Genomic DNA, 12,416 nt, shown 5'->3' with positions numbered 1-12,416 from the left:
ACATATAGTATTTCAGTTCCTGGAGAGGTTACCTTAATCTTTAATATGATTGGGTTTAATGGTCAGGAAATTAGTACTGAAGGAAAAAATACCATTGATGTAACCCTTCAAGAATCAAGTGTGGATTTAAATGAAGTGGTAGTAGTAGGTTTTAGTGAGGTTGAAAGACAGCATTTGGCTTCTTCTGTCGAGCAACTTGACATGGATTTAGTAAAAAGCCGCCCTATTTTTAAATTGGAAGAAGCTTTTAGTGGAACCATTCCTGGTGTTACATTGATGCAAGGAAATAACCTTCCCGGTAGTGTGCCTGGGTCTATATCAATCAGGGGTATAAGTACTTTACAAAATGCCGGTCCTTTGGTTATCATTGATGGAATGGAGCAATCTCTTACAGATATTGATCCTAATCAAGTTAAAAATATTACGGTATTAAAGGATGCAGCATCCGCTGCGCTTTATGGTTCAAGAGGAGCGAATGGGGTGATTATTATCGAAACAGATCGGGGTACAACTGGTCAGTTTAAGGTCAACTTACATTCTTGGGGAGCACTACATAATCCTATAGATTTACCGGATTTTGTGGGTGCTTCAGATTATATGAAACTCAACAATGAAGCAAGAGGCTATCAAGGCCAATCTTTATTGTTTTCTGATGCAGACATAACCGCTGCAGAAAGTGGGAATTATACAAATGTCAACTGGCTTGATGAGATTATGCAACGTCAATCCTATTCCCACAATACTTCTGCCAGTATTTCAGGAGGAGGAGGAGTTGGACCTTCAATTTAATGTTGGGTTATATCGATGAAAACGGGATGAATGAATTGGAAGGATCCAATAAGTTTTCCGCTCGATTCAATACCAATATTAATATAGCAGATAAATTTGTTTTGCTTGCTGATTTTTATGCACATAGGTTACAAGTAGACAGACTTCAAGCAAATAATGATGGACATGGACTTTATCAGCTTGCTTGGAGGATGAATCCTACCCAGCCCATATTCTATGAATCAGAATTAGAGAACAATTATATTCTTCATAACAATATCAATCCGCTTGCTTCAATTGAGCATGGAGGGTCTTGGAATGCTTTGCATGATAGAAGTACCATTAACCTTAGACCTAAGTATTTTATTAATAAAAACCTAAGTGTAGAAGGTAATGTCTCCTATATGATTAATAAGTCAGCCAGTAAGTATAAAAGATTGACCTATAAGTTTTTTGATGGCGATGGCAAGCCTGTGAATATTTGGAGTAATTCGGTTGGTGCTAGTCAAGGAGTAAGCCAAAGTCAGGTTACAGCAAGAGCATTGATAAATTATGAAAAGGATCTTAGACAAGGCCAAGATAAGATTTACTTATTGGGTGGTGCGGAGATAATGAACAATACTTACACAGATTACCGAGAGTTTTCTAAATCTTCCTTTTTTACAAAATTAAATTATTCTTATGATAGCCGGTACTTAATAGAAGTAACAGCCAGAGGTGATGGGTCAAGTAAATTTGCACCTAACAATAGATGGGGATTCTTTCCCTCCGGTGCTTTTGCATGGAATGTTCACAATGAGTCATTTATGAATGGATTGATAAGCTCCGGGCTTGTAAATAATTTAAAATTTAGGGCATCTTATGGGTTAATCGGTAATGAAAACGTCAACCCATATTTGTGGCAGGAAGTAGTCAATACTTGGGGTTGGACCATGCGCGTACCAAACCCTGATTTTAGTTGGGAAAAACAAAGACAATCAAATTTTGGCTTGGACCTGACCACATTTAATAATAAGCTAAATTTGACGGCTGAATATTACCATAAATTCTCTTATGACTTAATATACTCTGACTTTCCGGTACCACCATTGACAGGTTCTTATTATTTAACTTCTTCAGTGAATATTGGTGAGGTAGAGAACAAAGGTTGGGAGTTTTCTGCTAATTATGCCGATAAGGTCGGAGAAGTAGATTATAGTATTGGTGGAATCTTCTTTGATAACCAAAACCGTGTGCTTAAAGCAGGTTATAATCGTTCTGATACCTTAATTTTTAAAAGTAATCAAGATAAAATCTGGTATGAAGGAATAGCAATAGACAACTATTTTGGTTACGAAAGTGACGGATATTTCCAGACTTGGGAGGATGTAGACGGTACAGAAGCAAAATTACCCAATACTTATCCAGGTGATATCAAATACAAGGATAAAAATGGTGACGGTGTAATTAATGATGAAGATAAAATTAATCTCGGAGATCCTTTTCCTCACCTAAACTATTCTATTAATTTCAACTTAAGATTCCGCCGATGGGATTTTAATTTTCTAGGGCAGGGAGTAGGTAAAAGGCTAGGTAGATTAAATGGAATGGAAGGCTATCCGGTTTTAATGGATGGTGTTAATAATAACCTTGGTGCTCCTAGAGAATATTACATGAATAACAGATGGACACCGGAAACACCGAATAGCCGTTTCCCTAGGGTTTGGACAGGTTCTAGTCCTAATGCTGTACTAAGTGATGTTTGGCTTAGCAATGCGGCTTTCTTTAGGGTGAAAATGTTACAATTAGGTTATACTGTTCCTAAAATTGGACGCAATATTAACAGCGTAAGAATATATTTTAATGCTCAGGATGCAATTACCTTCACTAAATGGGAAGGTTTAGAACCGGAAAGAGATGGAGGAAATGGTAATTATCCGAGGATGGCAACTTTTAGTTTGGGAGTTAAAGCCACTATAAATTAAGAAGGAAACCATGAAAAAAATACTAATAATATTCGCAATAATTGGACTTAGCCTTACAGGTTGTGTTGAATTTCTTGATAAAACGGATCCAACAGCAACCTCATTTGTAGAATTCTTTAACGATGAAGAGGATTTACGTAGGGTAGTTTATAGTAGTTATTTGGATGTTTTTACTCATCCAAGTTCTCATCAGACTTTATTTTACATGGAGGAAGGTAAATCTGATAATGCATACAGTAGGGTAGATGGGCATCATCACCAAAGGATAGCTAATGGAAATATCAATAGTACTACATCAGCATTTCTTTTTTACTACGAGTTACAAATGAAGCATTTAGGTAGGTTAAATACTTTTGTGGATAATGCCGATATCCCCTATGTAGAAGATGAGGCAGTAAGGACGAAATATAAAGCCATTTTAGAAGCACTTCGCGTTTGGCATTATTTTAAGCTTACTTTCAGATGGGGAGATGTTCCTTTTCATTTACAGCCTGCTGATTTAGTAGATGCACTTCAGCCTACTACGCCTAAAGAAGAAATTTTGGACCAGCTATTTCCTTTAGCTGATGACATTGCCTCACGTTTACCGGAAGATGAGTATACCTCAGACAAGTATATGTTCAATAAATATTCATTCAAGGCACTGACCATGAGGTATGCATTGTACAATGGTCGCTATGAATTAGCTGCCCAATTAGCTAAAGAGATAATGGACAGTGAAAAGTATGAATTGTATTCAAATTATGAGGAACTTTTTCAATATGAAGGAGCCTCAACAAACAATGAATTTATAATGCACTTCGATATGCAAAGCCATAACAACAGTGCGACCAATTCATTTCGAGATTTAGGCCCACATTATCGTACAGGAAATGGTCAATCGTATGTAGTCCCACTAAAGTCCTTGGTAGATTCATATTGGACCCTCCAAGGTAGGCCTATCTCAAATTGCCCGCTACATACCGAAGAAGAGTATTTACTAGATCCAAACTTAAATAGAGATCCAAGGTATGAATCTAGTATAATGGGACATGGCGATACATTTTACGGTGAGCCAATAGATATCTACAATACCAATAATCCAATGTTTTTCGAAAATCAGAGAGCAAGTAAATCGGGGTTCTGGTTTAAGAAATTTGTCTCCGAAGCTGACGCATTTAGGTCTGGAGGAAATTTTGATTTTGGATTGCTACGTTATGCTGAGGTGTTGCTAACTTATGCTGAAGCTAAAATCATGTTGAATGACATTGATGATTTGGCATTGGAAAGCATCAATATGATTAGACAAAGGGCTGGATTAGACATGAGCATAGCTGATGTTACCGGAGCAGAATACAGTGATTTTAGTCAAGAAGATTGGATCAACCTGATCAGAAATGAAAGAAGAATTGAATTTGCAGGAGAAGGACTCAGGTATGAAGATATAATTCGATGGGAAATAGCGGAAGAGGTATTAAATCAACCTGCCTTGGGACATACGCGTATGGAAAATGGAGAAATGGTTTCTTTAAAGATTGAGGACCGTTCTTTCCAACCGCATAATTACCGCTGGCCTTTTCATGAAAACAGTTTAAGAGTGGAACCGGGATTAACTCAAAATCCGGGATATTAATAATTGACAAATTTCTTTACTATTAAAGGGCCTACTTATTAAGTGGGCCTTTTTATTTTTAGTGGTTTTAATTTGTAAATTATCGAATGATCTTTACGAAAGTACATTGGCAAACAAGATTCCCAACACTTTAGCCCTCAATAAAAGTAAATTATGGAAATTACTTATTCGGAAACCCGTGAAATTGACGAAAAACAGATCGTAGCACTTTACCTGGCAAATAAGTGGACTGCCGCAGATAAACCCAAACAATTGAGAAAGGCACTTCTAAATTCTCATGCATTGGTTTCTGCTTGGGAGGGTGAAAAATTGGTGGGCATTGGAAATGCAATATCTGATGGATACCTGGTCGTTTATTATCCTCACTTATTGGTTCATCCGGACTATCAAAAGAGAGGAATAGGGCGAAATATTATAGCAAAACTCAAAAAGAATTATGAACACTTCCATATGCATATGTTAACAGCAGATGGTAAGTCTGTTGGGTTTTATGAAAAATCCGGATTTATGGTGGCAGGTGACACCCGGGCAATGTGGATTTACCAAGGAGATGAACATTAAGAGATCTACTTATTATTGAATTTAAGCTGTAGACTCCTTTTTAAATCATGGCCGGGCAAAAAAAATGATTTGTCATGATGAATGTCCCCAACCCAAATGCTTACTTTTACCCCATATCGGTACCTTCGCAGGCTGTATATTAGATTAATATTATTTAAAATTTAATTTTTAATGTTGATTTTCTTTTATTTTTTTAAATTCTTAACTATAATTAGGTCAACTTAAGCCATTATAACCATCTTTTACCTTCTTTTTTATTAAAAGGTGAGATTTATTTGATGAATTATTCTTTTGTATTGCTTATAACTGGAATTTTATCTAATTTAATACAGCTATTGTGAATTATCCTAAATGCGCCAATAAGTTATAGCAATTAGGTATCTTATTTAAAAAGTTATATGATATCCATTTTAAATTTAAAATAAATACATGTGACACATGTTGTTTATTTTTTAGAAGGGGATAATTAAAGTATGTAACGTAATAGATTGGTTTAAATCCGCATTTCTAGCCGGATTTTATGATTCTATATTCAATTGACCCATAACCCAACTTATTTATTTTGGTACCTCAAAACTACAATGAGGGACTCTCGATTTATCATATACCATAAAATAGATTTATATGTAATAAAACCTCCCAAAAAAAAGCCATCTATTAATAGATGGCTTTCAGTAAAAGTATTAGATCAATGGGTAAGTTTCTCAGGTTCATCCATTTGATCTGATTTAAATGCAGTTTTTAAAACAACACTAAAGATTACAAAGTTATGAAAAAACGACTACTCAAGGGGTATTTGTCGATTAAAATATTGATATTCCTTATGGCTATTCAGCTATTTTACCCCTCCATCCATAAAGGCCATAGCCATGTCCTTTATGAAGAAATCCCTGCCTCAAATAACTCTTTAAAAGGAGAAGCTACGCTAGCAATCTTTAGGGCAGATGTAACCATTACCGGAACAGTTACTGATCAGAACGGCGAGCCTATCCCGGGGGCGACGGTTTCTTTACCGGGAACCACCATCGGTACAGCTACGGATTTAGATGGTAAATATTCTCTAACCGTTCCGGAAGCATCTGAATTGGTTTTTTCATTTATTGGTTTTGAAAGCCAGCGAATTATGATAGGAGACCGTTCTATTATTGATGTTACTTTAGTAGAAGCTACCTCTTCCTTAGATGAGGTGGTGGTGGTAGGCTTTGGTACCCAAAAAAGGGCCAATGTGACAGGGGCCGTTAGTACGGTTTCCGGTGAAGACTTAGCCAGACGGCCGGTGGTCAATACTGCCTCGGCTCTTCAAGGTACCACACCGGGCTTGACGATACAAAACAATGGAGGTGCACCTGGTAATGAAAGTACTAGCATTAGAATTAGAGGAGTAGGGACTTTGAATAATTCAAACCCATTGATTCTAGTAGATGGTGTAGAACAATCTCTAAGTACTGTAGAACCCAATAATATTGCTTCCATTACTGTGTTGAAGGATGCAGCATCCTCAGCCATTTATGGTTCCAGAGCTGCGAATGGAGTGATTTTGGTAACCACCAAAAGAGGCGAAGAAGGAGAAGTAAAAATCAGTTACAATAACTTCGTAGGATGGCAAAATCCAAACTTTTTCCCGGAACCTACAGATCCTGTTACTTGGATGCGATTGGAAAATGAGGCTCAGGCAAATGTAGGGGCCAGCCCTACCTACAGTGAAACCTATATAGAAAATGTGGCCGCGGGTACTAATCCTTTAGAATATCCATTTGCAGATTATGAAGGAGGTATTTTTAATCCAAATGCATTTCAGCAAAGACACTCTGTTTCACTTTCCAGTGGGGGGAAATCAGGTAGAATTTTCGCTTCTGTCAATTATGCTGATACAGACGGGATCTTGCAGAACTTTAATAACAAACAAGTTACCATGCGGATAAATTCTGACATGTATGCCAGCGATAAGCTGACCATTAAAACCAACCTGATGTATAGAAATAGGGCTTTTAATGGACCGGGTTTTACAGGGCAACGCATCACTCAGGCTTTATTACATATCAATAGAAACATCGTGATGGAATATCCTGATGGAACCTATGACTTGGTTTCCGGGCAATGGAACGCTCGCGCAATGGTTCAGGAAGGTGAAACAAGTCGGATAAGTGATGATGTTTTTGGTCAACTAGGTTTTGCCTATACCATCAATGAGGCACTTTCCTTAGAAGGTAACGTAACTTTAAATACTGAATCAACAGATGGTTTTATTTTCCAGAACAGTTTGGCAGGAATGAGGAATTACGTAACCGGTGAACTGGTTAATGTTGGGGGGTGGTTTGCAACTTCTCAACTCACTGAAAGCCAAGATAATCAGCGAGAAATAAGTCAACGGCTGTATTTGAATTATGACCAAAGCTTTGATAGGCACAGTATCCAGACTACAGCGGGTTATGAGGAAATATACAATCGATTCAAGCAAATAACGGCCTATAGAGATAATTTTTTCAGCAATGACCTGAGAGATATCAATGCTGGTGATGTGCAAAACCAAAGAACGGGTGGTTACTCACAGGAGTGGAGACTCAGATCATTTTTTGGAAGAGCCAATTACAGTTTTGATGACAGGTACATGTTTCAAGCGAATGTTAGGTATGATGGATCCTCAAGGTTCGGCGAAGGCAAACGTTGGGGTATATTTCCTTCTTTTTCTGCAGGATGGAGAATTTCAGAAGAAGACTTCCTAAAAGATGGAAGCCTATTCAGTGACCTAAGGCTTAGAGGATCTTGGGGACAATTGGGTAATCAAAGAATAGGTTTGTACAGATATCTAAATACTTACAATTTGGGAACCGGCTATCAGTTCAACAATAATCTGGTTCCCGGAACTGCCATTACCAGTGCAGGAAACCCAGACATTACCTGGGAAACCACCACCATGTCTAATATTGGTTTGGATATGGGATTTATGGATGACAGAATTGAGGTAATTGCTGAGTATTTTTACAAGTATACCGATGATATTTTGATAGAACTGCCTATCCCAAGAACCATAGGTTATAATCCTCCGGTACAGAATGCAGCTGCAGTGTCTAATAAAGGTTGGGAGTTGGCCGTTAATTACCACGGTTCACCGGCCTCTGAGAGCGGTTTTCAGTATTCTGTTGGTATAAATTTTTCAGATGTAGTCAATAGAATTGAAGACTTAAAAGGTACAGGGCCTTTTTTCCCGGATAAGTTTACCGTTTGGACTGAAGGTGAATCCATCAATTCTTTAAGAGGCTTAAAATCCCCGGGGATTTATAAAACTCAAGAAGACCTGGACAATTATCCGGCCACTATTTTCCCTACTGTAAGTATTGGAGACATCATTTATGAAGATTTAAATGGAGACGGAGTGATTTCTCAATCCCTTTATCCTGCAGGTGACCAATACATTATGGGCAATGAAGACCCACGGTATGAATTTGGTGTTCGTTTCAATGCCTCCTATAAAGGTTTTGATTTTTCCATGTTTTGGCAAGGAGTATTGCGCCAACAGCATTCATTGGATGGCGCATTGATGGAAGGACCTAATTACACCAATTTTATTCCCGTTACCATGGCGAGAGAAGCCTATCACCCTGAACGAAACCCCAATGGGACTTGGCCAATGGTAAGGTCAGGAAACTCTGCCAACCTAATGGAATCGGATTTTTGGTTGCAAAATACGAGTTATTTGAGGTTAAAAAATTTCCAATTGGGCTATACTATTCCTCAGAATGTAGTTGCCAATTTGAGGGTATATGTGTCAGGTGAAAATATGTTGACATTTACAGAGACTGAGCTCTTTGATCCGGAAACACCTAGAGGAAGAAGCCAGTTCTTCCCTCACAGCAAACTTTTCAGTGGTGGAGTAAACGTCACCTTTTAATTTAAAATAGAAAAGCGATGAAAATATTAAATAATACTATAAAATACATAGGGTTGTGCTATTTGGCTTTAGGCTTATACTCTTGCGATGATGGGCTCGACCTAATCCCACCCGGCCAAGTTTCTGAACTGATCTATTGGCAGCAGGAAAAAGATGCAAACCTGGCAGTGAATGGAATTTATGCAGAATTGGATGGTCAGGCAATGGTGAAAGAACTGGATGCGGTCACTGATATTGGCTTTAGAGCCCCATCAGGTCCTGGCTCATTTCATGATGTGTGTATGGGGACATTTGACCCGGTGAATGCAGCCATTGGCTCCCAGTGGGACAGGTATTACCGAGGTGTTCAGCGTGCCAATAATGTGTTGGCAAACATCGGCAGGATAGAGCAAGGAGATGAGGACTTACTCGCTCGTTACGAAGCAGAAGCTAGGTTTTTACGGGCTTTCTTCTATACCCAATTAAGTAGCCTATGGGGTGATGTTCCCCTAATTTTAGACCCTTTAGAAATAACTGACCATATCGGGAGAACCGCTAAATCTGAAGTTGTTGATTTTGTAATTGCTGAATTGGATCAAATTATTCAAGGAAATCAATTGCCAATTAGTTATTCTCAGGAGGTAGGAAGAGCCACTTTGGGTGCGGCCATAGCATTAAAGGCACGGATTGCCTATAGAAACGAAAGGTATACAGTGGCCAGAGATGCTGCCAAAGCAGTGATGGACCTAGGGATTTACGAATTATACCCTGATTATGAAGCCCTGTTTCAATATGCAGGTCAGAATTCTTCGGAAATAATTTTTGACCGACAATATGCCGTGGGAGGGGATACTTACAATGCCTTTTCTTATGCTGCAGCATCTATTGGAGGAGGGTCTGTAGTAGAGCCTGTGCACAACTTGTTTTTAAAATATGGATATAAAGGGCCTATGAATCCCGATGATCCTTTTGAAAACATCGACCCCCGCTGGAATTATACGACCTATTATACGGGACAGCCCATAGGTACAAGTACTTTTAATTCCCTTCCGGATAGTCCAACGGCTGATAGGGTGAGATCTTCTGAGTTTTCTACCGTAAATGGATACAATTTGAAGCTGATGGTGGTAATCCTAATACGGGGTCTATCAATATGATTTTAATACGATATGCAGATGTATTGCTAATGTATGCAGAATCAAAAATTGAGCTGGGTGAAATTGATGATTCAGTATATGATGCGATCAATGAGGTGAGGCAAAGACCAACAGTGGAAATGCCTGCCATCACTACTGGTAAATCTCAGGAAGAATTGAGGGCCATAATCAGGGATGAAAGAGCAGTAGAATTGGCTTTTGAGGGTTTAAGACTGTATGACATGAACCGATGGAAAATTGGTGAGGAAAAAGTAGGTACGGTTGAAGGGCTGTATTACTTCAATACAGCAAGTGGAGAATGGGAAACCATTACCAGTGGATTGACCAGAACTTTCAGAGCTGATCGAGATTATTTATGGCCTATCCCTCAAGTTGAAATGGAGATCAATGATAATATCACACAAAATCCTAACTATTAGAGGATATCTGAATAAAACAAGTTGAATAACAGTGTAGTAAAAAACCGCAAACGACTCGTTTGTGGTTTTTTATTTTCTACTATTAAGGGAATCCTTATGATTGAACTAAACAATGAACAAATTCTTGGAAAAGTAAACGGAATCTTTTGCGTTTTTACCCAAAGGAATCATGCTTATTATCTAAAATACACGGAAAGGAATGGAACAGAAATTTTGTTTTGCCATTTCCTTCGGATTATGTAATAGAAGTTCTATTGAAAATATTGGGTTTAATGGACTACCTTAAGGTAATTGGGTTGCTTTTGTTTAATTTGCTTTCAAATTAGCGATTATGAAAATTAATAGTGAAGCCTCAATAATACTATTTAGGTTTTTTAAGGCGAAATCATTTATAAGCATTTTTTATTTTTCTTGTATAGTTCTTTCGATTCTTGGCTGTAAGCAGCAAAACGCCGAAGTGGAGGTTAGCGGTAGTGGAAAACGTGTCAATACTGCGATAATACCGGTTCCAAAGCTTGAAGACGATAGTTACGATTGGTGGGAGCGCCATAAAGATGTGCTTAGCATAAAGGATACGCTTGATCCCGAAATTGTACTAATTGGAAACTCCATAACCCATTTTTGGGGAGGTGATTTTCCCCCCTTAAAAAATGCTGACGGTACATCAAGAGTGGCAAATGGTCCACATTCATGGGAGGCAACTTTTCAGAATCGCCGTGTCCTCAATTTAGGTTTTGGATGGGACAGAACTCAAAATGTACTTTGGCGCTTAAATAACGGGGAGCTGGATGGGCTAAGCCCAAAGTTGGTAATTATTCATATCGGCACCAACAATACCAGTGAAACAGAAAATGCCAGAAAAAATACGGCTGCCGAAATTCTTGAGGGGATTGCTGCTATTTACAATAGTGTTCGATCTAAAACACCAAATGCAAAAATTGTATTGATGGAAATTATGCCTCGTGAAGAAATGCCGAATAATTCGCGGAGGTTATTAATCAATGAAACAAACCAATTACTGAAGCAACATGCGAAAGACAATGGGATAACATTGCTAGATATTTCATCTAAAATGCTAAACTCGGATGGGATCCTTACCAAAGCGTTTACCCTTGATTTTTGTCATCCAAATGAGGCCGGTTATCAAATTTGGGGTGAAGCACTTCAACCATATATTGATGGTATTGATGAGTAAAATAGGGAAACAATTTTAGAAAAGAAGTTGGCAAATATTATTGGACTTGCAATAGAAATAGCTTAAAACAAGCGTATGAAATTTGAATAATTATTACTGCATACTGTTCTTAATCATTGAAATTGAATAAGAAAAAATTAAAATTCCGGCCCTCTACAAATAGACAACTTAACTACATTAAAGTAAAAAGTAGCCCCTATGAAAATTAAGATTTCCGTAATATTATTTTTGTTAAGTTTAGTTTCCTGTTCAAAAAAGGATGATTTTCAGTTGTTTTCACCTAATGAGGAGTTGAAGGTATATATTTCAAATCTTAATAATTCCAGCGCTTTTACTGTAATGAATGGTGCTGATACATTGTTTACATCTTCCAATTTAGGTTTACAAATTAACGGATTAAGCTTTGCAGAACATGTGTCATTTAGGGACTTTGAACAGATTGAGGTTGACGAGACCTGGGAAACAATAATAGGGAAACAAAGGACTGTAAATAATCATTATAATGAATACAAATGGCAAGTAGCTACCACCGGGCCATCACCTCAGTTTTATGAAATTGTATTCAGGCTTTATAACAAAGGCTTTGCCTATCGGTATAAATTTCCATCTGAAGCCATTCAAGACAGTATAAAAATTGATCAGGAATTAACCAGTTTAAATTTTGAGGAAGACTATACCTATTGGGCATACAATGGAGAAAAGCACAATGTAGGACCTGTTATCAGCACTGAAGAAAGTATTGAAAAAGTTAGAACCCCTATTGTTATGCAATTTCATGACAACAGTTTCATGGCCATACATGAAGCTGAAATCACTGATGTATAGGCCCCTTAAATAATCGGACGTAATTATAGTTTGAAATCTGTAAATTT

The 12,416-nt window shown here is 37.8% G+C and carries 9 protein-coding genes; all 9 read left to right on the top strand.

What is annotated here, in order from left to right:
- On the top strand, positions 1 to 789 hold a 789-nt coding region (locus tag AAC037_RS08390; protein ID WP_339902560.1), incomplete at its 5' end, for a TonB-dependent receptor plug domain-containing protein.
- The gene (locus tag AAC037_RS08385) at positions 789 to 2,732 is read left to right on the top strand and encodes a SusC/RagA family TonB-linked outer membrane protein (protein ID WP_339902559.1); all 1,944 of its coding nucleotides are present in this window, start codon (positions 789 to 791) and stop codon (positions 2,730 to 2,732) included. The genes AAC037_RS08390 and AAC037_RS08385, both read left to right, overlap by 1 nt.
- Positions 2,733 to 2,742: 10 nt before the next feature.
- The gene (locus AAC037_RS08380; protein WP_339902558.1) at positions 2,743 to 4,344 is read left to right on the top strand and encodes a RagB/SusD family nutrient uptake outer membrane protein; all 1,602 of its coding nucleotides are present in this window, start codon (positions 2,743 to 2,745) and stop codon (positions 4,342 to 4,344) included.
- Positions 4,345 to 4,497: 153 nt separating this feature from the next.
- Positions 4,498 to 4,905: a GNAT family N-acetyltransferase gene (locus tag AAC037_RS08375; protein ID WP_339902557.1), complete on the top strand. Its 408-nt coding sequence runs from the start codon at positions 4,498 to 4,500 to the stop codon at positions 4,903 to 4,905.
- Between the two features lie 769 nt (positions 4,906 to 5,674).
- The gene (locus AAC037_RS08370; protein WP_339902556.1) at positions 5,675 to 8,794 is read left to right on the top strand and encodes a TonB-dependent receptor; all 3,120 of its coding nucleotides are present in this window, start codon (positions 5,675 to 5,677) and stop codon (positions 8,792 to 8,794) included.
- Positions 8,795 to 8,811: 17 nt separating this feature from the next.
- A complete protein-coding gene (locus AAC037_RS08365; RefSeq protein WP_339902555.1) occupies positions 8,812 to 9,930 on the top strand; it encodes a RagB/SusD family nutrient uptake outer membrane protein in 1,119 nt (372 codons plus the stop codon).
- A complete protein-coding gene (locus tag AAC037_RS08360) occupies positions 9,879 to 10,349 on the top strand; it encodes a RagB/SusD family nutrient uptake outer membrane protein (RefSeq protein ID WP_339902561.1) in 471 nt (156 codons plus the stop codon). Before AAC037_RS08365 ends, AAC037_RS08360 begins: the two co-directional genes overlap by 52 nt.
- Positions 10,350 to 10,680: 331 nt before the next feature.
- Positions 10,681 to 11,544, top strand: a complete 864-nt coding sequence (locus AAC037_RS08355) for a GDSL-type esterase/lipase family protein (RefSeq protein ID WP_339902554.1) — start codon at positions 10,681 to 10,683, stop codon at positions 11,542 to 11,544.
- Positions 11,545 to 11,742: 198 nt separating this feature from the next.
- The gene (locus AAC037_RS08350; RefSeq protein ID WP_339902553.1) at positions 11,743 to 12,369 is read left to right on the top strand and encodes a glycoside hydrolase family 97 N-terminal domain-containing protein; all 627 of its coding nucleotides are present in this window, start codon (positions 11,743 to 11,745) and stop codon (positions 12,367 to 12,369) included.
- The last annotated feature ends 47 nt before the right edge of the window (positions 12,370 to 12,416 follow it).

It is taken from the genome of uncultured Cyclobacterium sp., from assembly GCF_963976465.1.
In the GTDB taxonomy this organism is placed as follows: domain Bacteria; phylum Bacteroidota; class Bacteroidia; order Cytophagales; family Cyclobacteriaceae; genus Cyclobacterium.
This window is presented reverse-complemented; position numbering and strand designations above follow the sequence as displayed.

What these genes read in the sequence shown, in the direction of transcription:
- AAC037_RS08350 (WP_339902553.1), top strand. Translation starts at nt 11,743, where the DNA reads ATGAAAATTAAGATTTCCGTAATATTATTTTTGTTAAGTTTAGTTTCC.
- AAC037_RS08365 (WP_339902555.1), top strand. Translation starts at nt 8,812, where the DNA reads ATGAAAATATTAAATAATACTATAAAATACATAGGGTTGTGCTATTTG.
- AAC037_RS08370 (WP_339902556.1), top strand. Translation starts at nt 5,675, where the DNA reads ATGAAAAAACGACTACTCAAGGGGTATTTGTCGATTAAAATATTGATA.
- AAC037_RS08380 (WP_339902558.1), top strand. Translation starts at nt 2,743, where the DNA reads ATGAAAAAAATACTAATAATATTCGCAATAATTGGACTTAGCCTTACA.
- AAC037_RS08385 (WP_339902559.1), top strand. Translation starts at nt 789, where the DNA reads ATGTTGGGTTATATCGATGAAAACGGGATGAATGAATTGGAAGGATCC.
- AAC037_RS08375 (WP_339902557.1), top strand. Translation starts at nt 4,498, where the DNA reads ATGGAAATTACTTATTCGGAAACCCGTGAAATTGACGAAAAACAGATC.
- AAC037_RS08355 (WP_339902554.1), top strand. Translation starts at nt 10,681, where the DNA reads ATGAAAATTAATAGTGAAGCCTCAATAATACTATTTAGGTTTTTTAAG.